Genomic DNA, 23,081 nt, shown 5'->3' with positions numbered 1-23,081 from the left:
CAAACCAGAATGACAAAACAACGTGTAGGAATTATTTTTGGCGGGAAATCGGCTGAACATCAGGTCTCTTTACAGTCGGCCAAGAATATTATTGATGCCATCGACAAAACGAAATTTGAAGTTGTACTTCTGGGGATTGATAAGCAGGGACACTGGCAGATTAACCAGCAGTCTGATTTTCTGCTGCACGCCGCCGATCCATCACAGATAGCATTAACCGCATCTTCACAGAAAGTTGCGCTGGTGCCTGGTCAGGCGCAACAGCAACTGATTGAACGTCACCAGTCGACGTCGCTGCCGCAGGTCGATGTGATATTCCCTATTGTCCACGGGACGCTAGGGGAAGATGGCTCTCTGCAGGGGCTGCTGCGTATGGCCAACCTGCCATTCATCGGTTCCGGGGTACTGGGTTCAGCGGTGAGTATGGATAAGGAAGTCGCAAAAAGGCTATTACGGGATGCCGGATTACAGGTCGCTCCCTTCATCACCGCCCACCGCAGCCGCCAACATGAGATTAATGCAGAAGCCGTCATTGCCGAGCTGGGTCTGCCGCTGTTTATCAAACCGGCTAATCAAGGGTCATCGGTCGGTGTCAGCAAAGTCCATAATCTGGAAGAGTTCCAGCCTGCGCTGGAAGAAGCCTTCCGTTATGACCGCAAGGTACTGATTGAGAAAGGGATTGTCGGACGTGAAATCGAGTGTGCGGTGCTGGGCAATGATGAGCCACAAGCCAGCCATTGTGGTGAGATCGTCCTGAGTGACGAGTTCTACTCCTACCAGACCAAATATATTAACGAACAGGGTGCGCAAGTTGTGGTACCGGCGCAGATGGACGCGCAGATGGATGACCATATTCGTGATATTGCCCTGCAGGCATTTCGCGCCCTAGAGTGCTGTGGCATGGCCCGTGTTGATGTGTTCCTGACCGCCGATAATCAGGTCATCATCAACGAGATCAATACCCTACCTGGCTTCACGAATATCAGTATGTACCCCAAACTGTGGCAGGCCAGCGGCCTCGGTTACCAGGATCTGATCACCCGTCTGATTGAATTGGCGCTCGAACGCCATCAACAAGATACCGAAATGACCCTCGCCTTTGACCACTAAAGGCTAACCACCCCGGCTTGGCCGATCTCCAGCCAGGCCGGGGAGGTTTTATTCCTGCCATTACGTTTCGAGATATACAGATTTTTATCCGCCCGGGTCACCAGGCGGTTCATCACCGTGATCCACGAGTTATCACAGTCAGCAATTTCCACTGCTGTTCCCAAGCTAACAGTAACATTGATCGCCCCCTGGGACAGAGCAAAAGGCGTCGCCGCCACACATTGACGTAGCGCTTCTGCACGCACATAGAGATAAGCCTCATCACAGCCAAAAATCACGAGAGCAAACTCTTCACCTCCGAAGCGCGATAAGCGTTCGTGGGGTTGGATCTGCTTATTCAGCCGTTGGCCAATTTCCCGTAATACCTGATCGCCACCATCGTGGCCGTAGTTGTCGTTGATAGATTTAAAAAAGTCCACATCCAGCAAGATCAGCCCCAGGGTGCCATTACGGATAAAAGGCTGGCTACTGAGGCTGTCAAACAAACCGGCGCGGGACAGCAACCGAGTCAGAAAATCATAATTGGCACGGATCGCCAGCTGACTGTTGAGCTTGCGGATGGCATCCATACTTAACGCCACCATATACGGCGCCAACGCCAGCGCCGCAATTCCTAGGCGGATAGAGACAAGCGGAGTGAGATCAGAATGAATAAATCCGGAACCTACCCTAATAATATTCATATAAATCAGTATGATCTCAATGGCGCCGATCAGACAGGTGATTAAGCAGGTCAGTGATAGCGGCAAGATCAGTGCACACCAGATAAGCCCTGGTAACGGGATCGACAGACTGCCCGGCCCACCGAACATCACTGCCATCATCAGCAGAAAAATGACCGTGCCTAACGGCAGCAGTGAGCTAAATCGCCATTGATAGTTGTTTTTTAGGGTAAAGGTTAGCATTAACGGTAGCAGTAGGATCCCAGTGGAGAACTGCTCGCTGGTCCAAGCACTTAATGTTACCCAGAAGACCTGACCATCGGTGATACCTGTAGAGAAAATCGCCCCCCAGCAGCCGGAGACCAACGCTGCCAGTAAACAGATCGGTAGGATCATCATTACATTACGTATATTGGCCTGTCCGGTCTGATAAGGAGGCAGACGGCTGAGGAGCATCACTGTGATAAAGATAAAAATGATATTGGCGAGGTTGACGCTGAACGAGGCCATCGCCCAGCCGGAAAACAGAAAATCATTGGCGACCATGCCGGCATAACAGGCAAGATAGTTAGGCAGGGTATGCAGCCAGGGTTTACGCAGAAATAGGCCTGCAATAATAGCATTGACGATCCAGAACAGTGACAGCACCATCGGTAATCGCATATTACTACCCAATGAACAAAGAAGCAGGGTTAATACAAATACAATCACCGGATTGGCAATTTTCTTTTTCTCACTGAATAGCCTAAATGTCATGCAAATTACCCCACTGTCGCCGGCCAGATGTCTGTCAGCGCTGGAGGTCATCGTTTCGTAGGGATGAAGCGTCCTGTTAATATGCTGAACCATTGCCGGGCGATGTACTGTCTGAAAATATCTGTATGGTTCGGGCTCCACTCTTGTTCAACGGTTAACCTGTCTGTCACCGCTGTCCCGTGTCAGGCACAAGCCATAGATCAGATATAAGATTTTTCCTTAAAAACAGCACTATTCTGGCAGGATTAACATTAATTTACATCAACAGTTAAGAAAAAATGTCGGTACTCGGGCGAGCACCGACAAAGAGATACCCGAATTATTTACCGTCCCAGGCACGCAGTTGCTGCTCACGCACCTCAATTTTTTGCTGGTCTGTCAGTTTGTTATAGCCTGGAGCCAAACCGCTTTCCCAGTCACCGTATTCTGCATTCGGCAAAATAATGAATTGAGTGCCAAACAGCCGGTGATTCTTGCTGACAAAGGCGCGACGGGTTGCATTATCTTGATGCCAAGTCGCTCCGCCAAAATCATTTAGATTATCACCGATATACAGCACGACATTCACGCCAGAGGCGAGGATTTGGTTGAAACGTGCCTGCTTGTTGCTGGTATCAGTGCTGAGACGCAGAGTGTTCTGGTTAACCCCCGGGAAGCCGAGAGCATTAAGGTTATCCACCGTCGCTTGGTAATCTTTCTGATCACGGTTGGAAACGTAGAACACCGTCCCGCCTTCACTGTCGACGTGGCGGGCAAACTCTACCGCTCCAGGAATAGCGCGGGCTTGACGCGCTTGGGTCCACGCTGACCAGGTTTTATCACTGAATGACTGACCGGTTTTCGCCTGCCAAGCAGAATAGGCACTGTTATCCAGCATGGTTTCGTCGAGGTCGACAATCACCGCTTTAGGTTTGCCGGTCAGGGAAGCCGCATGATCATAGGCTTGAGTGGCCAGATTAAAGGCCTGCCAGGTCAGTGCCTGATATTCACCGGACTGCTGGGTCCAGTTCACTGCCGTGACCGTCTGATCATTGAGGCGTTGTTGGGCATTATTATTACTGGCACAGCCGGTCAGTCCTAAAACCACCAATGCCGGTAAGCTCATCAGTAAGTGCTTATTCATCAGTTATCCTCATTATTTTGTTGTGAATTGTCATCATTGACCCGCTCCTGAATATCACAGTATCTTGATGAAAAATGCAAATACTGCCCCGCCACCTTATCACAGGAAATCCCTATGTCTGCTCTGCCCCCTGACGCTCGCCAGTCGATTCTGCTTAATGCCCTGGACTGGGTTGAACATGGATTTCTGCCATCGGGTGTGCGCCCACCAGCCGCCCCCGCTAGGGGGACAACAGCGTCACACCCCACTGATCAGTGAAGCAGAAGAAAATTACCCACCCAAGCAAGGGGTTTCTGATGGAATCTTTAGCCGTTATGGCCGGCCGGTAGTGGTCTACACCGCAGACGGCCTGCCGGTGCTGATTGGGGACCGTTTGGACATCGGAAATTATTGTACGTTAAGGCTAAAATCTAACCTTCAACCGAAAATACCTAAAGATAAAAAAACTACGCGACAGCGTAGTTTTTATGGAAAACAGAGGAGACTATCATTGGTCGTTAATAAACTTAACAACCAGTGGATTCAACTGGGTCGGACATTCCTCGGGTAGCCAGTGCCCACCTCCAGCCAATACATGTCCTTCGACATTCGTTGCATATTCTTTCATTTGATCGACCTGGAACTGTCCCATTCCGCCATGCCCACCACCGCCAATGGCCATCACTGGTATGGTAAGTTTCTCTTTAGCCAGCGTTTTGTTCTGTTCAATAGACTGATTTAATGCCCTGTAATATTCGAACGACGCCGTAAGAGTATGCGGTTTCGCATAAGACTTTGCATACATATCAAGCAGATTAGGTGTAAAAGCCTCTTTATTACTGGCATGTTCTTTAATGAAATGAGTCAGGAAGAATTTTTCGTTTCCTTTAATCAGTTTTTCAGCCAGTTGCTGTTTGGCCGCAAAAAAACTGAAGTGCCATACCAGCGATTCCCCTTCAGGAGAAAATGCAGGGAAATCATACATACGTTTATCCGGGATTGGTGCTTCCATAAAGATAAGTTTGTTTATTTTATCTTGGTGTTTTACCGCCATTGGATATGTGTTCCAGATACCGATATCATGGGCAACAAGCGAGAACTTTTTATCGCCACTAAAGTTAATTGCCAGTTTATAAAGATATTCAGATACATCCTCACCAGTATACGAACTGGCAGGCGGCTGTGACAATCCCAGACCCGGCAGGTCGACAGCCACTACGGTATGTGTTTTTGCCAGTTCTGGCATCAACTGATGCCATTCATACCAAGATTGCCCAAACCCATGAACAAGATAAACCAGTGGGCCCTGCCCTCCTTTGACATAATGCAATTGAACCCCATCGATAGTCTCGTATCCACTATAAAACCCCTGCGGTAACGGGAACTCTTCGGGCTGTGCTGAAGCTACGGCCATTGAGCTGACCATGTCAGAACTGAACGGTGCGTTGCGGGTAAACTTTTCCGTGATACTCATTTTTAAGACCTCTGATAAGAAAATAACGTGAGGTTCAATCGACCCTCACCTGAAAAATAAAGTTAAATGGCTTAAGAAGGACGGCTCCCTGCGGGGAATTCATGGCTCTTGGCACGAAAGCCAATAATCAGAACAACGATCAACAGGGTAACCAGAGCCCAAGGTAAAGAGCTGGCCCCTTCATGTCTAAGCAGAAGCCCGCCAATAAGACCACCTAGAGCGATAGCGCTATTCCAGGTCACAACATTCATCGAAAGCACAATATCAACATGCTCACCCGCGGTATCTGCCAGGGCTGTTTGCAGTAATGTCGCTGCGCCTCCGAACGTGAGGCCCCAGGCAGCTATTCCGAGATAAATCACGACAAGGGACGTGGAAGAAATACCAAAGATGATTGAAACAAGGGTGAATACTGAAAGTGAAAGCAGCACGGCGATCCCCAGGCCGGAGCCAACCATTTTTCCTGTCATGAAAATTCCGACCATTGCTGACAGGCCAAAAACCAGCAGAACAACATCCACGCTAGATGAAAGGCCTGACTGATACAGGAAAGGGGCTAGATAGGTGTACAGAATAATGGCGGCCAGAAGTGAACCCGCCGCATAAGCGCTAACCATCTGCCCAGCAATAGATGGGGATATATTAAGACCGGCACTTATGCTGGGCAAAAGCCCCGCAGGGATCATTTCGGTCAATATACAGATGAAACCGGTCATCGCCAGTGCCAGTAACGTCAGAACGGGTAACCTTTCTGTCCCATCAGCTTTAATTTCTTTCATATCAAATAAACCTTTAATTTATATGTTTCTTTGAATATGGGCTTATCGTGGTGGATATTTTTGCTAAATATTGTATCGATCGGTACATATATTGTCTTCGCAAGTTCGGGCTGTCAACATTTTTTATATCGATCAGTATATATTGAGGGGGGGCAACACGATGAGAACAGGCAGACCAAGGCAATGAGAGAGATAACGCAGTTATAGCGCCAATTCATCTTTTCTGGGAGCAGGGCTATGAGGATACATCACTTGCGCAACTAAAAGCGGTGATGGGGAAAGGGATCACTGCGCCCAGTTTTTATGCTGCTTTTGGCTCGAAAGCATCCCTTTTTGGCGAGGCGGTTGAGGAGACTATTACAGACGGCGCTGGCGACCTTTCAGCAAGCCGGTTCGGCGAGGGGCGATGAGATTAAGGATGTCTATGGGTGGGCCTGCCGGAACCGCACACGTCACAGCCACGGTCAAACCCAGCGTCTGTGCGTGAAACTGCGCCGATCACTCAGCCCGGTTTTTGGTTGGATCTGCCGGCGATGGCAACCGCCATGCTGATCCGCGCAGGGGTACCCGCGACGCACATCGATAATCTGAAGTACTGTACCTACTGTATGGCTAGCCCCGGCTCAAGTTACCGGCGCAATACCCATACTGACGAAGGCTATCAGTTACGCTTTTCATGGATTGGTCATCAGCCCCAGCCAGGCACATAAAGTAGGTCGCAGCATCTGCGGGGCTGTCACATCCCCCGCAGACAGCCTGTTAGCGCAGTCTCACTGAGCGCAACACCACAAATTTGCTATCAGAGCCAACCACTTCACAGTTACCAAACAGCTTTTTCAGTTTGGCCTGATGGTCAAGATGCCGGTTCGCGACGATACGCAGTTCACCGCCGTAGTGCAGACAACGGAAAGCGTCTCGGAACATCTGCCATGCAACGTGCTCGGTAATGGCATTCTGCTGGTGGAACGGCGGGTTGCACAGTACCGCCGAGTAACTGTCGGCAGCAAACCCACTTAGCACATTATTGACCGTAAACTCACAACGCTCACGCTCATGGCCGAGGTTGGTGTCAACATTCAGGCGCGCTGAGGCCACTGCCATCCAGGATTCATCGACAAAGTGCATGCGCGCATCCGGGTTCAATGCCAGCGCCGTCATACCAATTACCCCATTACCACACCCCAAGTCGATTATGTCACCACTCAGCCCTCGCGGCAGATGACGCATAAAGAAGCGCGCCCCAATATCCAGCGACTGGCGGGAGAACACATTGGCATGGTTATGGATCACATACGGGGTGCCTTCCAACGGCCAACTGAGGGTAATCTCCCGCAGTTTCACCTGCTCAACCGTCAGGGTGCTGAAAATCAGCCGAGCCTTTTTCTTCGCAAGCGAAGTGCGGGTGTCACCGATAATACGTTCAAACAGTGCCAGGGTAGAGTTATGGATATCTTTGGCTTTTGCACCGCCGATAATCACGGTCTCGGCAGTGATCACCGTGCGCAGCATACCCAGTTGCTGTTCCAATAACGCTAGGGTTTTAGGGACTTTGATCAGCACGGCCGCCGGAGTAATTGGCAATGCCGACAGGCTATCGATATAGGTCACCAAACTGCTGTCCAACTGGTTTTCTGCTAGGTTTTTTTCGGCTGCCTGCTGACTGTTCAATGAATCACTGATATTCCAGACCTGACGTCCCTGCTGTACCAGTGCACAGGTCAGCGCTCCGAAGCTGTCATTCAGCACAAACACAGGACCGGTGGGGATCTCCTGATCTAACAGATATTCATCCGCCGCATCCCAGGCCTGTAGCGCATTATCATCACCGGTACGCGGGAAACGGTGCAGGGTAAGTGAATAATCACTCATTTCGAATAGGGTCATGATGGCTCCGGTCAGATCAGGTTCAGCAGGGGGTGCAGAAAAGGGGCGCAGTATACTGGCTTTAGCGTATAAACCCAACTGCCTGCTCCCCACCAGCTCACAGAAAAGCTTCCGCTTTGCGCACCAAGCTGGTTTTGGTCAGTGCTCCGAGAAAGTAGCGATCAGTCTCATTAGTCAGTACCGGCAGACGCTCCAACGTCACTTGGGCAAATGCCTCCCAGCCTTGCCGCAGGCTCTGGTGCTGACAAACAAAAGGAAACTCATGGTCCATCACTTCACTGACCGGCGAATCCGGAGTGATTTTCTGCGCCAGTACCCCCGCGGCAATGTCATGTACCGACACCACGCCGAGGAAACGCCCGCTCTCGTTGATCACATACACATAGCGCTCTCGACGCAATGAACTCAGCGCCAACGCATCACTGACCGCCGATCCAGGCAATACCGCCGCGCCGGGAATAATCAGTTCATCAATGGACGTATTATCAAAATCGAACTTGGCCTCTGCCCGCGAGAAGTGAGTGGTGATCAACGGATAAGTCGCCGCTGACTGAAGGCGATAGGTCACCATGGTTGCCAGCACCGTGGCAATCATCAACGGGAACAGTAAGCTACTGTTGAGGGTCATCTCCATCACCATCAGCATCGCCATCAGTGGAGCTTGGCTGATCGCCGCTAGCACTGCACCCATGCCGACGGCGGCATATAACCAGCCCGACTCGATACCGATCCCCAACTGGGCCGCCAATACATTAAACAGCGCACCGAGCAATGCGCCAATCAATAGCGAAGGGGTAAACATCCCGCCGACCGCTGAGGAGCCGATAGAGCAGCAGGTCGCCAACAGTTTCAGTACCAGCAACAGTAACAGGCCGCTAAACAGATACTGGCCGCGAAAAATATTAAGGATCACATCATAGCCATTGCCCAAAATATCCGTGGAGATAATCGCCAGTCCGCCCACCAAGAGGCCGCCGACGCCCAGTCGCCAAGGCAATGAACGGATACGGGCAAATTGTTTTTTACTCAGTCCCGCCAGAGTAATAAATCCGGCTCCGGTCAGACCACCGATCACGCCCAGCGCAATCACCCACCCGAGGCTGGAGAAACTGATGACAAACTGTACATCAGACAAGGGATATAAAGGGGAGCGGTAGCCTAGCAGCCACATGGTCATCACCGAGGTCCCGGCAGCGATCACCAACGGGATCAGCCGTTGCAAGGCAGAAATACCAAAGGCCACCTCAGCAACAAAAATCGCCGAGGCCAGCGGCGCATGGTACACCGAAGCCAGTCCCGCCGCCGCGGCCATCGCCACCAGGTCTGTGTTTTTCAGTTGCAGGGCAGCCGGTACCAACCGGCCAAGGATACTGCCGCACAGCGCAGACAACTGCACCATCGGCCCCTCTTTACCTACCGAGGCACCGCTAGAAATACTGGCAATAGAGGAGAACGCCCGGAACAGCGACGTCCGAGTCGGTACCGCATCAAGCCGAGCATTGATCACATCCAGATAGTCGGTTTTGACCGATTGCGTCTTTTCCACACTGACGGCATAGCGCAGGAACAGACCGGCAATAACACCGCCTGTACCGACGATCAGTGGCCAGACAAACCATGGCCAGACATGCATCGCTCGGGTGATATCATCACTGCGACCAAACACCAGTTGGTTAAAAAACTCTAGGGTATAGCGGAAGCCAAGGGTGACCATCGCCCCCGCGACTCCTGCAGGGAGCGCAATCAGTAATGCACTCCAGTTAAGTGCGTGTCGGGTGTCTTTCACGGTATCCCCGGGGCAAAACAGACAAGGGGTTATGATATGTCGCCAGCCAGTTGCTGGCAATCTGTAGCCAGAACTGTGCCAATCATCACCTTAATATGTCCATATATTTCATAACGTATCTTGATTTTTCAACAGAACATGCCAGTCTTAAAAAGCAAAGGGGAGTAACTTCAAAGCTGAGCGATCGTCATTACGTTGTTTGCGCAACCGGTCGTCAGGCAACTCGGATATCCGGCGTTGTGAGTGAGACCTTGCCGGAAGGTAAGGTTTGCTTATGATGCAATAACGCAGCCGCTGTCTTCTGACTCCGGCTGTTTTTTATTTGAGGATATAAATATGCAGACTGTAGGCACACCTCTGTTGTGGGGTGCTTTTGTGGTAGTGATACTGGTGATGTTAGTGCTCGACCTGTGTCTACAGGGGCGGCGCAGTCAGCGGGGAATGACCTTTAAACAGGCGGCTATCTGGTCGTTGGTCTGGGTACTGCTCTCGCTGGCATTCAGTGCCGCATTGTGGGGCTATCTGCGCATGCACGCCGGAGCAGAGGTGGCCTCTGCCCAAACCTTGTCGTTCCTCACCGGGTATCTGCTAGAGAAAGCGCTGGCAGTGGATAATGTCTTTGTCTGGCTGATGTTGTTCAGTTACTTTGCGGTGCCCCCTGCCCTGCAACAGCGGGTACTGGTGTACGGCGTCTTAGGTGCCATCATTCTGCGCACCGCCATGATCTTCGCCGGCAGTTGGTTGGTCAGCGAGTTCAGTTGGGTCCTCTACCTGTTCGGTGCTTTGCTGGTGATAACCGGCATCAAAATGGCGCTGCCTGGTGGCAGTGACCACAGTTCACCCAGTGATAAGCCCCTGATACGCTGGTTGCGTCGGCGTCTGCGTGTCACCGATACCTTAGAAGGTGAGCGCTTTTTTGTTTACCGGCAGGGCGTGCGCTACACCACACCACTCTTTCTGGCACTGATTATGGTGGAGCTTAGCGATGTAATCTTCGCCGTGGACAGCATTCCAGCGATTTTCGCGGTCACCACCGACCCATTTATTGTTCTAACTTCTAACCTGTTCGCTATCCTCGGACTGCGAGCCATGTATTTTATGCTGTCAGGGATCGCGAAACGGTTTTCGTTATTGAAATACGGGCTGGCGGTGATATTAGTGTTTATCGGCATCAAAATGCTGCTGCTGGATCTCTGGCATATTCCGACGGCACTCTCATTGTTAGTGATTGCTGGCGTTTTACTGGTGACCTTGGCGATTAATCACTGGAAAAACCGTCGCACTGAACAAAACTTTCAATAACATTATTTACTACAGGGGAATGAAATCCCCCTGTATAATTTCGTCTGTTTTAATTACTTGCTGATTTTATCCTATCAATATCATCATTTTTGTCATTTTCTGTCTCGGGAAAAATTCCACTCGGGGATTTCTGCTTTATTCTCAATAGGTTTTACTTATACTTTCGGGCGACACACAGTTTCTTACGCTCGGTATCGCCGGACTAAGAAAGATAACGCCATAAAAAATAAGTAAAATTACTATGACTAAAACTTCTCATCGAGCGATGCGTTGGCTGACCTCGGGCAATCTAGTTGGACAGATCATCATCGGCTTGCTGGCAGGGATCCTGCTGGCGATCATTTCTCCGGACAGCGCAAAGGCCATAGGCCTGTTAGGAGAGCTATTTGTCCGAGCCCTAAAAGCGGTAGCACCCATACTGGTGCTGGTGCTAGTCATCTCCTCAATTGCTAACCATGCCAAAGGGCAGAAAACCAGTATCCGCCCTATTGCTACCCTCTATCTATTAAGCACTTTCTTCGCGGCCGTCGTAGCCGTGGTCGCCAGCTTCCACTTCCCGCAACAACTCAGCCTGAATGATATTCATCAGGGGATTGCCCCGCCACGCGGCATTGAGGCTATCCTGCAGGGCCTGCTACTGAGCATTGTGGTGAACCCGCTGGATGCACTGCTGAATGCCAACTATATCGGCATCCTGGTCTGGGCGATTGGCCTAGGACTGGCATTCCGCCACGGTAGCAACACCACCCGAACCGTCCTCAATGATCTCTCTGCTGCGGTAACCTGGCTGGTACGCAAAGTCATTCGCTGTGCACCGATAGGTATTTTTGGACTGGTCGCCTCAATTCTGGCAACCAATGGTTTCGCAGCTCTGTGGAGTTACGCTTCACTGCTGGCCCTACTGCTGGGCTGTATGCTGATCATGGCCCTGGTGGTCAATCCGATGCTGGTGTATTGGAAAATCCGGCGAAACCCTTATCCGTTGGTGTTCTTATGCCTACGGGAAAGTGGGGTGACCGCATTCTTTACTCGCAGCTCTGCCGCCAATATTCCAGTCAATATGGCTATTGCTAAACGCCTGAATCTGGATGAGGATACTTACTCCGTGTCTATCCCACTCGGCGCGAATATCAGTATGGCTGGAGCATCGGTGACCATTACCGTTCTCACATTAGCGGCGGTCCATACCCTGAATATCGCCGTCGACTTACCGACTGCGGTGATGCTGAGTCTGGTCGCCTCACTGTGCGCCTGTGGTGCATCCGGTGTGGCCGGTGGATCACTATTACTGATCCCGGTAGCCTGTAATATGTTCGGTATTCCTAATGATACAGCCATGCAGGTGGTGGCGGTTGGCTTCCTGATAAGTGTGCTGCAGGATTCCGCAGAAACCGCCCTTAACTCTTCCACTGATATTCTGTTCACGGCAGCGGTCTGCCAAGCAGAGGCCGCCGCAAAAGCGACTTCCGATGCTAACATCGCGGCTGAAGCTGACAAAGTCGTCGAATAAACACCCCATGGGGAGGGTCATCGACTCTCCCCATGTTCCTGTCTCCACCTGCTGGCCCACTCTGATTTCCCTTCAATTGTCAGTCCTTGTAAATATTGCGATTTACTGGCGTTAGACTGACGAAAACCCTGAGCAGAGCCCCTGTCGGGTATATTGTCACTGATAATTATTTGTTACACTTATTCCGCCTTTGTCATGCCTGCCACCAGGCCTCAGGGCGCTGTCAAGAAGTCGGCGAATTCATCCCCCCAGTTCGTGGGAATGCGTTATCTTTAAGACTTCTTCTGGGAATTACTATGAGGGTCAGGAACCATTGATGGATACCTTACAAGCCTTACTGCATGCACTCTGGCAACAAGATTTTGAAACACTGGCCGATCCCTCACTGGTGTGGGCGATTTACGGCATCTTATTCGTTATTTTGTTTCTGGAGAACGGTCTGCTCCCCGCGGCCTTTTTACCTGGGGACAGTTTACTGATCCTAGTGGGTGTGCTGATTGCAAAAGGTACCATGGGTTTTCCGCTGACACTCTGTGTGCTGACGGTGGCCGCCAGCCTCGGTTGCTGGGTCAGCTATATCCAAGGACGATGGCTCAGTAATACGCCGTTGGTCCGAAAATGGTTGTCCCATCTGCCGGCACAATACCATGAACGAGCCCACCGTCTGTTCCACCGCCACGGCCTATCGGCCCTGCTGGTGGGCCGTTTTATTGCTTTTGTGCGTACCCTGCTGCCGACTATTGCCGGAATTTCTGGTTTGAGCAGTGCCCGCTTTCAATTCTTCAACTGGATCAGTGGACTGCTGTGGGTACTTATCCTGACCAGTGCCGGTTTTGCGCTGGGGAAAACGCCGCTGTTCCAGAAATATGAAGATCAGCTGATGTTTTGTCTGATGTTACTGCCCTTAGTGTTGTTGGTGTTTGGCCTGTTTGGATCGTTATACGTATTATGGCGTAAACGCTCTCAGCAAGGGGGCAAGCCACTGTAATGCAATGGCATCACCGCATCGCCCGCCCATGGCTGTTGCCTGCCATCACCTTAATTCTGCTGGCTGCCATGACCAGCCGCCACCTAGTACCGGATTTCAGCCGTGAGAATCCGGTACTGCGTATCCGCATCACTCAGAAAGGCGCTAGCCTGCCAGACGGTTTTTATCTCTACCAGCAGTTAACCTCACAGGGTATTTTGATCAAAAGTATCATTCCGGCAGCAGACGGTTTGGTGATCTGCTTGGAGGATGAAAGCCAGCGCTCGCAGGCTGAATCCATCCTTAAAGATATCCTTACCACCGACTACTCGACTCAGTGATCCCTTCCCCGAAGCCGTGAGCGCCGGCTTTGTCTGGAGGTAACTTTGAAGTTTCCCGCCAGGCTATCTATACTCATATAACTATGTAAAACAGTCAGAAAATGTGCACTGAATCTGCCCCCTGTCAGTCACCGACTTTATCAGGGATTGCCGCGTACAGGCTGTTGCGGCCCGATAGCAGGACATGCACAGCATCCCGTTTATTTGTGGAAACGGAACCAACTCACATTCATCATAAGGAATTTAAAATGGCTGATCTTCCAAATTCTAAGGACCTGCGCGCTGAACTGTCTGCTCTGGCAGATACACTGGAAGAAGTATTGAGTGGTGCTGGCAGCAAATCCAAAACTGAAGTCGACAAACTGCATAAAAAAGCTCGCGAGACGCTGAAATCTGCCCGGGGTAGCTTGGGCGAATCCGGCCAGCAAGTGGCGGAAACCACCCGCGAAGCGGCACAGAAAGCCCATGACTATGTGCAGGAAAACCCTTGGCACGGTGTCGGTATTGGTGCCGCTATCGGTGTGGTGTTCGGCATCCTAATTTCCCGTCGATAATTATGGATAATACTCCACACAACGAAGGGCCGGGCAAAAGCATTATCAGCGTCGGTCAGCGCATGGTCACCACTCTGGTCAGCATTGTTGAGACGCGCGTGCGTCTGGCAATTGTTGAGCTGGAAGAGGAAAAGGCCAATCTGGTTCAGATGTTAATGCTGGTCGGGCTGACCATGCTGTTTACCGCATTTGGTCTGATGAGCCTAATGATCTTGGTGATTGTCGCCGTTGACCCGCAGTATCGTCTGATGGCCATCGGTATCACTACCGGCGTATTATTTGCCTTGGCACTGATCATGGGGATATGGGTCATCGTGAAGTCACGGCGTTCAACCCTGTTGCGTCATTCTCGCGATGAACTGTCCACCGACCGTAAATTACTGGAGGATCGCCAGTCATGAGCCGTCGCGATATTGAACGGCGTAAGCAGCGGTTGCTAGAGGAAATCCAGCAGCAACGCCTGGATCTGAAAGCCAGTGAACGCGACTGGTACCGGCTGACCAGCCGCTATGACAGTCTGTGGCATACCGTAATTGGCCTGCGCCGTTATATCGTGGTCGGCAGCGGCATCGCGGCAGCTTGGTCGTTGCGTCATCCTAAATTTCTAGTCCGCTGGGCGAAACGAGGTTTCGGCCTGTGGAGCAGTTGGCGAATGATCCGCAAAGCGCTACCCCGCCATTAAATGAGTCATCGAACAGCCAGCCACGCGCTGGCTGTTTTTTTATCGCACCCTGAGCGGCGCGATACACCTATTTGGTATTGCCTTAGACTCCCCCATTTCAGGAGAACTTCATGGGAATGCTTCAGCAAGGTAAGTGGTTAGATGTCGGCTACGACACCAAAGCCAGTGGCGGTAAGTTTGTCCGCTCTCAGTCTCAGTGGCGTCATTGGGTCACTGCCGATGGCAGTGCTGGCCCGACCGGCCAAGGTGGCTTTCGCGCCGAAAAAGACAGGTATCATCTGTATGTATCACTGGCCTGCCCGTGGGCACACCGAACCCTATTAATGCGTGAATTAAAACAGCTGCAGCAGGTGTTCACGGTCTCCTCCGTTCATCCTCTGATGCTGGAAAATGGCTGGACCTTTGACCGCGACTTTCCCGGCGCGGAGGGTGACCCCAACTACCACCTGAATTATCTCTATCAGCTCTACCTCAAAGCTGACCCACAGGCTACTACCCGCGTCACGGTGCCGGTACTGTGGGATAAACAACAGCAGACCATCGTCAGCAACGAATCCGCCGATATACTGCGGATGCTCAACAGCGCCTTTGCAGCCTGCGGGGCGGAGAATACTGATTATTACCCTGACGCTTTGCGGGCAGAGATTGATGACATCAATGACTGGGTTTACCCACAGATCAATAACGGCGTTTACCGAGCAGGGTTTGCCACGACCCAGCAAGCCTATGATGAAGCAGTCAGTGGCGTCTTTGCTGGCTTGGATCGAGCCGAGGCATTACTTACCACTCGGCGCTATCTGACCGGTGACCAGCTGACCGAAGCGGATATCCGCCTTTGGACTACCTTGATTCGTTTTGATGATGTGTATGTGACACACTTTAAATGCCAGCAACGGCGGATCGTCGATTATCCGGCACTGTACGACTTTCTGCGGGATGTTTATCAAATGCCAGGCATTGCCAGTACCGTCAGTTTGGCGCACATTCGCCAACACTATTACGCTAGCCACCGCCAGATTAATCCTTACGGTATTTTGCCTTGTCCGCCGGTCCATGATTGGTTGGCCCCGCACCAACGAGATGCCCTATAATCACCTGGCGGGCCGCTTATACGGCCCGTTCACTCACCATAAAGCAGAGGTTTGGTATTTGGTCAGCAAGCGTGGGATTTCGCGCAGTGCCCAAGCTTTGGCTTCCCCCATACTGTCGCGTCGCCACGCCATAATGATGTTAATTTCCCCTTTGTACTCCGGACTGACCACTTTAAGGCGGCCTTCAGCAACATCCTTTTCCACCCATGGCCAGGGCATGGTTGCGACCCCAAGACCTGCCAATAGGGCTTTACGTTTATCGGCCAGCGAACTGACGGTCAAACGTTGCTGCTTATCCAGTAACTGTACGGTGATGACCGGCCGCTCACGGGCAGTATCTGCCACCGCAATCCCACGGTATTTCACCCGCGTGGTTTCCGATAACGGCTCTGGCTCTTGGTGGATCGGGTGGTCTGGGCTGGCTACGTAAACACTCATCATGCTATAAAGCTTGCGAGTATTCACTTCACTTGAAGTCCGAAAATGCATGGCCGGGGCCACGACAATATCGGCTTTACCCTGATCAAGACGTTCCCAAGCACCGGCCAAGACCTCAGTCTGTAAAGAAAGCTGCGTATTGGCTTTTTCCGCCAGTCGATTTACCAGCGGGAACAGGTGTTCGCAGGGCACTAGCGCTTCGGTAACGATGGTGAGCTGCGTTTCCCAACCTCGGGCCAGTGCTTCGGCATCGTTGGTCAGCTTATCCGCTGCCTCCAGCAGTACCCGTCCCCGCTCTAACAGCAGACGACCAACATTGGTAAATTTAGTTCGATGACCGGAGCGATCAAAAAGCACCACATCCAGCTCTTCTTCAAGCTTTTGCATGGTATAGCTCAATGCCGAGGGGACTCTACCCAGTTCGTCCGCCGCCGCCGCAAAACTGCCACGGCGTTCGATCGCATCCATCACGCGTAGCGCTTCCAGAGTCAATGCCCGCTCTCTCACCATCAGAGTCTCTTTCAGTAAATTTGAACAGAGCAGGCAGATTAACTGGCTAACAATCCATCGTCCAGCCCTTTAAGATAAATGAGAGTAACCATTCCGGGAGGCGCAATGTTAACCTTACGACAGGCAGAAAAATGCGGGACCGCTGATTACGGCTGGCTGAAGGCCCGATACAGCTTCTCTTTCGGCCATTACTTTGACCCGGAATTACTCGGTTTCAGTCACCTGCAGGTTCTTAATCAGGAAGTGCTGGCACCGGGGGCCACTTTCCAGCCGCGCAGTTACCCTAAAGTCGACGTGTTAAACCTGATCCTGCAAGGGGAAGCGGAATACCGCAGCTATGATGGGCAAATCGCCCACGCCGCTGCCGGCGATGCTCTGCTATTGTCAGCCTCCGGCAACAGTATTTGGCAGGAAAGCAATGCTAGCCAGACACAAGAGCTGGTTCGTCTACAGCTGTGGTTGGCCACCTGCCCGCAGCAGAATGCGCCTGCCGTACAACAGCGCCATCTGCCGGAAAATAGACAAAGCGTATTGATTGCCTCACCACAGGGGCAGGACGACAGTTTACAACTGCGTCAGCAAATCCACATCAGCCAGATCACCTGCGTACCTGGGGAAACCCGCCAACTACAGATCGGTGGTCATCATTGTTATTTGCAATCGGTGTTTGGGGGACTGACGGTCACGACCCCTCAGTCATCGCAGTCTTTGCAATGTGGTGATGGGTTGTTGGTAAGGGAAGAACCAATGTTGACGATTGTCGCCCGCGAAAAGACACAGATACTGCTGATTGACTGCGGAGAAAATGACGAGGCAGCCTGAGCGGCTGCCTCGGGTCAGGTTATTTTGGCGCAGTAAATGCAGTAGTAACGTGAGTCACTCCACTGACTTTACTGGCAATTTCCGCCGCAGCCTGTCCTTCCTGGGCTGTCACTAGCCCCATCAGGAAGACTTCACCTTGTTCTGTCGTCACTTTAACATTTGACGACTTCACTTTATCACTGGTCAGCAACTGTGAACGAACCTTGGTGGTGATCCAAGTATCCGTCGACGAGGTGCCCAAAGAGGCATTTGGTCCAATACGGATTTCATTGTACACCTCAACGGCCCCGTCCACCTTCGCGGCAAGATCTTTGGCGGTATCCGCCACTGCCTGAGTCGGCGCTTCGCCGGTCAGTAGTACTTTGCCTTGATAAGCCATCGCATTCACGTGGGCCGCTTTTACTTGGGCATTAGTGGCTAAGGCATTAGCAACACGCAACTCTAGGGTTCCATCATCAACCTGCGTTCCCACGGTACGTGGATCAGTCGCCGATTTTGTCGCAACCGCCGCACTTCCTATCACAACAGCAGCACATCCCTGAAGCATTAGGGCAGCCAGCACCAGCGCTAACGCTGAAAATATTTTCATGAAGACTCCTTAATTATTCCTGCTGAGGAAATAACGTGTTATCGATCAGCTCACACAAGCAATTAACCGTCAGCATGTGCATTTCTTGGATCCTTGCACTGCGGTGCGAAGGAATACGTATTTCAACATCATGAGGTCCGAGTAAGCCCGCCAGTTCTCCCCCGTCATAACCGGTCAAGGCCACAATGGTCATATCACGGGTCACTGCGGCTTCTACCGCTTTGACGATATCACGACTGTTACCCCGGGTGGAGATCGCCAGTAACACATCACCGGCCTGGCCTAACGCCCGGACCTGCTTGGCATAGATCTCGTCATGCTGCCGGTCGTTGCCGATGGCGGTCAGCATAATATTATCCGCACTGAGTGAGACTGCCGGTAGGCTGGGGCGTTCATTTTCAAAATGATTAATCATGGTGGCCGTAAAATGCTGTGCATTGGCCGCCGAAGCGCCATTACCGCAGCTCAGGATCTTATGCCCGTTTAGTAATGACTGAACCAGCGTCAATGCCGCCCGGGAAATCGCATCCGGTAAGGCTTCGGCTGCCGCTATCTGCGTCTGAATGCTCTCAGTAAAACATGCTTTAATTCTTTCCTGCACAGTACCACCTGGTAATTACTCATCGGTATCGAAGGCGTTTTGCAGCCATTGCAGTTCATTCCCTGTGACTGCAATGATGTCAAAACGACAATCACTTGTCGCAAAACTTTGTTGCCGTGCGGACAGCCAGACTGCCGCTGCGCGCCGCAAACAACGGCGCTTATGGGGGGTAATACTGGCCGCTGCGTCGCCGAAATGCGCACTGCGTCGGTACCTGACCTCGACAAATACCCAGCACAGTTTATCGCGCATTATCAGGTCAATTTCACCGCCACGATAACGTACATTACCGGCAACCCATTTCAGACCGGCCTGCTGGAGAAAGCGCCGAGCACGGCGCTCATACCACCCGCCGGTCAGTATCCGGCTTAATGTACCGGCACAATTTCCCCATGAGAATACTGGTTCCATGACAACGTCCTGTTGATCACACAATTCTGACTGGCGCTCAGAATACCAGTATTGCCATTTATCTGATAACTGCTGCTCTGACGCAACTGACTGAAGTGATTCGCCAAGGTCCAGGCATCGACACCCATTGCGTACAGACGGGCCAGTGAGTAGTCATTATTAAACTTCGCCACCGCCTGTTGCATCAGGGCCGGGTTGGCGCCAGAGAGCAGAGGAATATCACTGAACTGAAGGCCATCCATTTCCAGACGAAAATCAGGACCTGCCCCAGACTGGGCGCTGCGCGAGCTGGCATAAAGCGCGATAGTGCTACGAGAGCCAGTGCTCATGGTGATCATCGGTTTTAGCAGCGCCAGTTCACTTTGGCTCGCCACGATATACACAGAATCGATTGGACCACTGGCCGTTCCGCTGCTAGCGGGTGCAGTCTGTGGTGCATCAAAGGTCATACCGGCAACTGACACTGCAGACGATGACGTCGAAGCGGATGGCAAGGTCACCGGGGTACCGGTCATTGAGATGCCAGAGTTGCTGTTAATCCGCGCTTTGAGATCCGCAACCGAGCCAAAAGTCTGTTCATCGACCTGGCCGCCGCCCAGTTTTTGCCACTGTTGGGTGAAAGCTACGGCGACACGGTTACCATAGTTGTTGGACGGTACCAGCAGCAACGGCATACGTTTATTTTGTGCCCACATATGGTTAGCGGCATCACGGGCTTCATCTTCCGGTGACAGCGCGAAATAGCACATATTAGGGTGATTCTGTAGCCCATCTGGCTCATTGAGGGCCAAGATATTCAACGGTGTTTGCGCTGTTGCGACAGACTGCACATTCTCTTTCAGCAGTGGACCGACGACCAATGTCGCACCATCACTCTGTGCCTGCTGCAGAAGCTGCGCCACCGGCTGACTGTTAGTGTCATACACTTTGATCTGAGCTTGGTTATTCGCCGGTGCCGCCTGAATACCCGCCCCTGACGTCACCGGTGTTGCGGTTGCAGGCGGGGTCGCGGCAGGGGCGGCATTGGCCGTGCTCACCGGTGCCTGAGTTGGAGTGCCCGGTAAAGACGTGGCTGACGGGCTGACCGCCGCGCCAGAAGCTGCGTTGGTCTCAGTAGCACCGTTACTGCTACCGTTAGTCGGTGCCGTGGTAGTAGGTGCCGGTGACATGGCACTGATTGGCGCGTTGGCGCTGCCTACTGGGGCAGTATTTACGGCACCGTTGTTCTGTGCGAGTACGCCATTACGAGCATCCTCAAACCCTTGTTCGATAGCCTGCGAGAATACCGCTGCAGGCCCGGTGAGTGGCAGCAATAAGGCAATGGTATTAGTCGAAGCCGGTGTCATATTCATGCTTTGCAGCAGACCAACAGGTAAGTGCGCGGCGGCAGGGTTATCTGGGTAGCGGGTCTGCCAGTCTTTCACACCGGCTTTCAATGCATCCTGATCACTGTTGCTGCGTTCATAAACACCGAGCAAATCCAACCAACCCTGAAGTACATTCTCATTGGCATTGATCATGAAATTACTGGATTGCTGCTGTGGAATGGTACGCAGAGCCTGCCAAGTGGCATCAATGTTTTTCTGCTGTTCAGCACCATTGGTCAACAACGGCTGGCGGGCAATATAGGCCCGTACCGTTTCCAGTGTCGGCTGTGAGCCGGTGGCGGCAATCACCGTACTGTAATAACGGTTTTTCTGATCAGCGGATAACTGACTGATATCCGTCGTTTTCAGGGCCTGCATCGCGGCGACACTGTTATGGGTAGATACCGCATACTGCGCTTTCAGTAAACTGAGCTCCTGCTGCTGCGTCGCGGTCAGAGACTGTGGCAATGCACTGAGCTGTTTGCCGGCATCAGCCACTTTCCCCTCGTTGATTAACGCGCGGATTGCGAGTAATTGCCAGTCGGTCTTGCTATCATCACTGCTATGCTGCATCTGTTGCAGATAGAAAGCAGAGCTGCCCGTCTGAGGCCCCTGAAGATTGACTGGCGGGGTCTGAGGTGCCTGAGGGGTACTACAGGCCGCCAGGATTAACCCGGCCAGAACGACAGGAACAAAACGCCCTGCTTTACGACGATTCACTTTTGAAAGAAGCATACGGTATCCGGTTATGTTTTTTTCAGAACGCCTAATATTAAATCGGCAATTCGGATGAAACAATGAAACAAAACGATCAGACAGAGATTTCTGCCGGCACGCTTTATATTGTCCCAACCCCTATCGGGAACTTGGGCGATATCACACAACGTGCGCTGACGGTTCTGTCAAATGCAGACTTGATTGCCGCAGAAGATACACGCCACACTGGCATGTTACTACAACATTTCGCAATCAATGCGCGCCTGTTCGCACTCCACGATCACAATGAACAGCAGAAAGCAGAGTATCTGATAAGCCGCTTACAGGCTGGTCAAAGTATAGCGCTGGTTTCCGATGCCGGTACTCCGCTGATTAACGATCCTGGCTATCACTTGGTTACCCAGTGCCGTGCGGCAGGGGTAAAAGTGGTGCCGTTGCCTGGAGCCTGTGCGGCGATCACCGCCCTAAGCGCTGCTGGGCTACCTTCTGATCGATTCTGTTACGAAGGGTTTCTGCCGGCTAAAACCAAAGGACGCTGTGACACCCTACGGGCACTGGTTCAGGAACCACGAACCCTGATTTTTTATGAATCTACCCACCGGTTGATAGATTGCCTGCACGATATGGTGCAGGAGTTGGGGGCGGATCGTTATGTAGTGCTGGCCCGGGAGATCACCAAAACGTGGGAGAATATCCACGGTGCGCCGGTAGCAGAATTGTTGGCTTGGGTACAGGAAGATGACAATCGCCGTAAGGGTGAGATGGTGCTGATTGTTGAAGGTTATCATGCCGATGCAGAAGCTCTGCCGCCGGAAGCCCTGCGCACCCTGGGGCTGTTACAGCGCGAGTTACCGCTGAAAAAAGCGGCCGCCCTGACCGCAGAAATTCACGGTGTGAAGAAAAATGCGCTCTACCGTTATGCCCTTGATCAACAGGAAGATCCCCAAGACGCGTGACAAACGGTGGCAAATGCCCTATCATCCGCCGCCGAAGCTGACCAGACAGTCGCCGCTTCGTCGTCGTCCTTTCGGGGAGACGGGCGGAGGGGAGGAAAGTCCGGGCTCCATAGGGCAGGGTGCCAGGTAACGCCTGGGAGGCGCAAGCCTACGACCAGTGCAACAGAGAGCAAACCGCCGATGGCCCGTTTTACGGGATCAGGTAAGGGTGAAAGGGTGCGGTAAGAGCGCACCGCGCGGCTGGCAACAGTCCGTGGCACGGTAAACTCCACCCGGAGCAAGGCCAAATAGGGGTTCACATGGTACGGCCCGTACTGAACCCGGGTAGGCTGCTTGAGCCAGTGAGCGATTGCTGGCCTAGACGAATGACTGTCCACGACAGAACCCGGCTTACCGGTCAGCTTCAACTTTTTCTGTAAAAACCCGCTTCGGCGGGTTTTTGCTTTTCTGCTTCCGAAAAAAGACTGCGTGGCCTGCCTGTCGTGGACCTGTCCACGACACTCTTCATGAAAGAATGCGGCTTACCGGTCAGCTTCAACTTTTTCTGTGAAAACCCGCTACGGCGGGTTTTTGCTTTTTGCAATTTAGCAGCAACGAACCCGTCTGGCTGTCGTGGACCTGTCCACGACACTCTTCATGAAAGAATGCGGCTTACCAGTCAGCTTTAACT

The 23,081-nt window shown here is 52.2% G+C and carries 23 protein-coding genes, 1 other RNA gene and 1 pseudogene; 14 read left to right on the top strand and 11 right to left on the bottom strand.

What is annotated here, in order from left to right:
* Positions 1-9: 9 nt before the first annotated feature.
* Positions 10-1,110 carry a D-alanine--D-alanine ligase gene (gene ddlA, locus DW47_RS0101265; RefSeq protein ID WP_029684512.1) on the top strand — a complete coding sequence of 367 codons (1,101 nt, stop codon included), beginning with the start codon at positions 10-12 and terminating at the stop codon, positions 1,108-1,110.
* Here the strand turns inward: ddlA and DW47_RS0101260 are convergent.
* The 4 genes from DW47_RS0101260 to DW47_RS0101245 form a co-directional block, all read right to left on the bottom strand.
* Positions 1,107-2,528 carry a GGDEF domain-containing protein gene (locus DW47_RS0101260; RefSeq protein ID WP_029684511.1) on the bottom strand — a complete coding sequence of 474 codons (1,422 nt, stop codon included), beginning with the start codon at positions 2,526-2,528 and terminating at the stop codon, positions 1,107-1,109. The two genes, ddlA and DW47_RS0101260, sit on opposite strands and share 4 nt — an antisense overlap.
* 319 nt (positions 2,529-2,847) lie before the next feature.
* On the bottom strand, positions 2,848-3,651 hold the full coding sequence (locus DW47_RS0101255; RefSeq protein ID WP_029684510.1) for a 5'-nucleotidase, lipoprotein e(P4) family: 804 nt from the start codon (positions 3,649-3,651) through the stop codon (positions 2,848-2,850).
* A gap of 487 nt (positions 3,652-4,138) precedes the next feature.
* Positions 4,139-5,104 (bottom strand): alpha/beta fold hydrolase, encoded by a 966-nt coding sequence (locus DW47_RS0101250; protein WP_029684509.1) that lies wholly within the window; start codon positions 5,102-5,104, stop codon positions 4,139-4,141.
* Between the two features lie 71 nt (positions 5,105-5,175).
* Positions 5,176-5,883, bottom strand: a complete 708-nt coding sequence (locus DW47_RS0101245; protein WP_029684508.1) for an MFS transporter — start codon at positions 5,881-5,883, stop codon at positions 5,176-5,178.
* Between the two features lie 160 nt (positions 5,884-6,043).
* On the opposite strand from DW47_RS0101245, the pseudogene DW47_RS16765 reads away from it, so the two are divergent.
* Positions 6,044-6,230: pseudogene (locus DW47_RS16765) on the top strand (TetR/AcrR family transcriptional regulator); the annotation flags it as partial.
* A gap of 81 nt (positions 6,231-6,311) precedes the next feature.
* A complete protein-coding gene (locus DW47_RS17625) occupies positions 6,312-6,593 on the top strand; it encodes a laccase domain-containing protein (protein WP_029684507.1) in 282 nt (93 codons plus the stop codon).
* A gap of 49 nt (positions 6,594-6,642) precedes the next feature.
* Here DW47_RS17625 and rlmG read toward each other — a convergent pair whose 3' ends face one another.
* Positions 6,643-7,767 (bottom strand): 23S rRNA (guanine(1835)-N(2))-methyltransferase RlmG, encoded by a 1,125-nt coding sequence (gene rlmG / locus DW47_RS0101230; protein WP_029684506.1) that lies wholly within the window; start codon positions 7,765-7,767, stop codon positions 6,643-6,645.
* A 97-nt stretch (positions 7,768-7,864) separates the two neighbouring features.
* On the bottom strand, positions 7,865-9,553 hold the full coding sequence (locus DW47_RS0101225) for a chloride channel protein (RefSeq protein ID WP_029684505.1): 1,689 nt from the start codon (positions 9,551-9,553) through the stop codon (positions 7,865-7,867).
* Positions 9,554-9,889: 336 nt separating this feature from the next.
* On the opposite strand from DW47_RS0101225, the gene DW47_RS0101220 reads away from it, so the two are divergent.
* The 8 genes from DW47_RS0101220 (at position 9,890) to DW47_RS0101185 (ending at position 16,000) form a co-directional block, all read left to right on the top strand.
* Positions 9,890-10,855 carry a TerC family protein gene (locus DW47_RS0101220; RefSeq protein ID WP_029684504.1) on the top strand — a complete coding sequence of 322 codons (966 nt, stop codon included), beginning with the start codon at positions 9,890-9,892 and terminating at the stop codon, positions 10,853-10,855.
* Between the two features lie 241 nt (positions 10,856-11,096).
* Positions 11,097-12,365: a serine/threonine transporter SstT gene (gene sstT / locus DW47_RS0101215; RefSeq protein WP_051150789.1), complete on the top strand. Its 1,269-nt coding sequence runs from the start codon at positions 11,097-11,099 to the stop codon at positions 12,363-12,365.
* Between the two features lie 316 nt (positions 12,366-12,681).
* On the top strand, positions 12,682-13,353 hold the full coding sequence (locus tag DW47_RS0101210) for a DedA family protein (protein ID WP_029684502.1): 672 nt from the start codon (positions 12,682-12,684) through the stop codon (positions 13,351-13,353).
* Complete coding sequence (gene mzrA, locus DW47_RS0101205) at positions 13,353-13,673, top strand: EnvZ/OmpR regulon moderator MzrA (RefSeq protein WP_084689013.1); 321 nt, start codon at positions 13,353-13,355, stop codon at positions 13,671-13,673. Before DW47_RS0101210 ends, mzrA begins: the two co-directional genes overlap by 1 nt.
* Before the next feature lie 248 nt (positions 13,674-13,921).
* Complete coding sequence (locus DW47_RS0101200; RefSeq protein ID WP_029684500.1) at positions 13,922-14,227, top strand: ElaB/YgaM/YqjD family protein; 306 nt, start codon at positions 13,922-13,924, stop codon at positions 14,225-14,227.
* Between the two features lie 2 nt (positions 14,228-14,229).
* Positions 14,230-14,628 carry a phage holin family protein gene (locus DW47_RS0101195; RefSeq protein WP_029684499.1) on the top strand — a complete coding sequence of 133 codons (399 nt, stop codon included), beginning with the start codon at positions 14,230-14,232 and terminating at the stop codon, positions 14,626-14,628.
* Positions 14,625-14,909 (top strand): YqjK-like family protein, encoded by a 285-nt coding sequence (locus tag DW47_RS0101190; RefSeq protein ID WP_029684498.1) that lies wholly within the window; start codon positions 14,625-14,627, stop codon positions 14,907-14,909. Before DW47_RS0101195 ends, DW47_RS0101190 begins: the two co-directional genes overlap by 4 nt.
* Before the next feature lie 110 nt (positions 14,910-15,019).
* Positions 15,020-16,000, top strand: coding sequence for a glutathione S-transferase family protein (locus DW47_RS0101185; RefSeq protein ID WP_029684497.1), 981 nt, complete (start codon positions 15,020-15,022; stop codon positions 15,998-16,000).
* A 33-nt stretch (positions 16,001-16,033) separates the two neighbouring features.
* Here DW47_RS0101185 and DW47_RS0101180 read toward each other — a convergent pair whose 3' ends face one another.
* The gene (locus tag DW47_RS0101180) at positions 16,034-16,948 is read right to left on the bottom strand and encodes a LysR family transcriptional regulator (protein ID WP_029684496.1); all 915 of its coding nucleotides are present in this window, start codon (positions 16,946-16,948) and stop codon (positions 16,034-16,036) included.
* A gap of 105 nt (positions 16,949-17,053) precedes the next feature.
* Between DW47_RS0101180 and DW47_RS0101175 the strand changes: the two genes are divergently transcribed.
* On the top strand, positions 17,054-17,770 hold the full coding sequence (locus DW47_RS0101175; RefSeq protein WP_029684495.1) for a pirin family protein: 717 nt from the start codon (positions 17,054-17,056) through the stop codon (positions 17,768-17,770).
* A gap of 19 nt (positions 17,771-17,789) precedes the next feature.
* Here the strand turns inward: DW47_RS0101175 and dolP are convergent, their stop codons facing one another.
* The 4 genes from dolP to DW47_RS0101155 are packed head-to-tail and all read right to left on the bottom strand — an operon-like array spanning position 17,790 to position 21,473.
* Positions 17,790-18,359 (bottom strand): division/outer membrane stress-associated lipid-binding lipoprotein, encoded by a 570-nt coding sequence (gene dolP, locus DW47_RS0101170; RefSeq protein ID WP_029684494.1) that lies wholly within the window; start codon positions 18,357-18,359, stop codon positions 17,790-17,792.
* Positions 18,360-18,372: 13 nt separating this feature from the next.
* Positions 18,373-18,960, bottom strand: a complete 588-nt coding sequence (diaA, locus tag DW47_RS0101165) for a DnaA initiator-associating protein DiaA (RefSeq protein WP_029684492.1) — start codon at positions 18,958-18,960, stop codon at positions 18,373-18,375.
* A gap of 15 nt (positions 18,961-18,975) precedes the next feature.
* Positions 18,976-19,371: a YraN family protein gene (locus DW47_RS0101160; protein WP_029684490.1), complete on the bottom strand. Its 396-nt coding sequence runs from the start codon at positions 19,369-19,371 to the stop codon at positions 18,976-18,978.
* Positions 19,329-21,473, bottom strand: a complete 2,145-nt coding sequence (locus DW47_RS0101155; protein WP_029684489.1) for a penicillin-binding protein activator — start codon at positions 21,471-21,473, stop codon at positions 19,329-19,331. Before DW47_RS0101155 ends, DW47_RS0101160 begins: the two co-directional genes overlap by 43 nt.
* A 62-nt stretch (positions 21,474-21,535) precedes the next feature.
* On the opposite strand from DW47_RS0101155, the gene rsmI reads away from it, so the two are divergent.
* Both rsmI and rnpB read left to right on the top strand, forming a co-directional pair.
* Entirely contained in the window at positions 21,536-22,411 is an 876-nt protein-coding gene (rsmI, locus tag DW47_RS0101150; RefSeq protein ID WP_029684488.1) for a 16S rRNA (cytidine(1402)-2'-O)-methyltransferase, read from the top strand.
* A gap of 33 nt (positions 22,412-22,444) precedes the next feature.
* Positions 22,445-22,820, top strand: an RNA gene (gene rnpB, locus DW47_RS16610) — RNase P RNA component class A.
* The last annotated feature ends 261 nt before the right edge of the window (positions 22,821-23,081 follow it).

It is taken from the genome of Tatumella saanichensis (assembly GCF_000439375.1).
GTDB classification, from domain to species: domain Bacteria; phylum Pseudomonadota; class Gammaproteobacteria; order Enterobacterales; family Enterobacteriaceae; genus Tatumella; species Tatumella saanichensis.
This window is presented reverse-complemented; position numbering and strand designations above follow the sequence as displayed.

Excerpts from the sequence above, each read along its gene's own strand:
- DW47_RS0101185 (WP_029684497.1), top strand. The coding sequence starts at position 15,020 with ATGGGAATGCTTCAGCAAGGTAAGTGGTTAGATGTCGGCTACGACACC.
- DW47_RS0101155 (WP_029684489.1), bottom strand. The coding sequence starts at position 21,473 with ATGCTTCTTTCAAAAGTGAATCGTCGTAAAGCAGGGCGTTTTGTTCCT.
- rsmI (WP_029684488.1), top strand. The coding sequence starts at position 21,536 with ATGAAACAAAACGATCAGACAGAGATTTCTGCCGGCACGCTTTATATT.
- DW47_RS0101210 (WP_029684502.1), top strand. The coding sequence starts at position 12,682 with ATGGATACCTTACAAGCCTTACTGCATGCACTCTGGCAACAAGATTTT.
- sstT (WP_051150789.1), top strand. The coding sequence starts at position 11,097 with ATGACTAAAACTTCTCATCGAGCGATGCGTTGGCTGACCTCGGGCAAT.
- DW47_RS0101190 (WP_029684498.1), top strand. The coding sequence starts at position 14,625 with ATGAGCCGTCGCGATATTGAACGGCGTAAGCAGCGGTTGCTAGAGGAA.
- rlmG (WP_029684506.1), bottom strand. The coding sequence starts at position 7,767 with ATGACCCTATTCGAAATGAGTGATTATTCACTTACCCTGCACCGTTTC.
- DW47_RS0101175 (WP_029684495.1), top strand. The coding sequence starts at position 17,054 with ATGTTAACCTTACGACAGGCAGAAAAATGCGGGACCGCTGATTACGGC.
- ddlA (WP_029684512.1), top strand. The coding sequence starts at position 10 with ATGACAAAACAACGTGTAGGAATTATTTTTGGCGGGAAATCGGCTGAA.
- DW47_RS0101180 (WP_029684496.1), bottom strand. The coding sequence starts at position 16,948 with ATGGTGAGAGAGCGGGCATTGACTCTGGAAGCGCTACGCGTGATGGAT.
- DW47_RS0101245 (WP_029684508.1), bottom strand. The coding sequence starts at position 5,883 with ATGAAAGAAATTAAAGCTGATGGGACAGAAAGGTTACCCGTTCTGACG.
- DW47_RS0101220 (WP_029684504.1), top strand. The coding sequence starts at position 9,890 with ATGCAGACTGTAGGCACACCTCTGTTGTGGGGTGCTTTTGTGGTAGTG.
- DW47_RS0101195 (WP_029684499.1), top strand. The coding sequence starts at position 14,230 with ATGGATAATACTCCACACAACGAAGGGCCGGGCAAAAGCATTATCAGC.
- DW47_RS0101250 (WP_029684509.1), bottom strand. The coding sequence starts at position 5,104 with ATGAGTATCACGGAAAAGTTTACCCGCAACGCACCGTTCAGTTCTGAC.
- mzrA (WP_084689013.1), top strand. The coding sequence starts at position 13,353 with ATGCAATGGCATCACCGCATCGCCCGCCCATGGCTGTTGCCTGCCATC.
- DW47_RS0101200 (WP_029684500.1), top strand. The coding sequence starts at position 13,922 with ATGGCTGATCTTCCAAATTCTAAGGACCTGCGCGCTGAACTGTCTGCT.
- DW47_RS0101160 (WP_029684490.1), bottom strand. The coding sequence starts at position 19,371 with ATGGAACCAGTATTCTCATGGGGAAATTGTGCCGGTACATTAAGCCGG.
- dolP (WP_029684494.1), bottom strand. The coding sequence starts at position 18,359 with ATGAAAATATTTTCAGCGTTAGCGCTGGTGCTGGCTGCCCTAATGCTT.
- DW47_RS0101255 (WP_029684510.1), bottom strand. The coding sequence starts at position 3,651 with ATGAATAAGCACTTACTGATGAGCTTACCGGCATTGGTGGTTTTAGGA.
- DW47_RS0101260 (WP_029684511.1), bottom strand. The coding sequence starts at position 2,528 with ATGACATTTAGGCTATTCAGTGAGAAAAAGAAAATTGCCAATCCGGTG.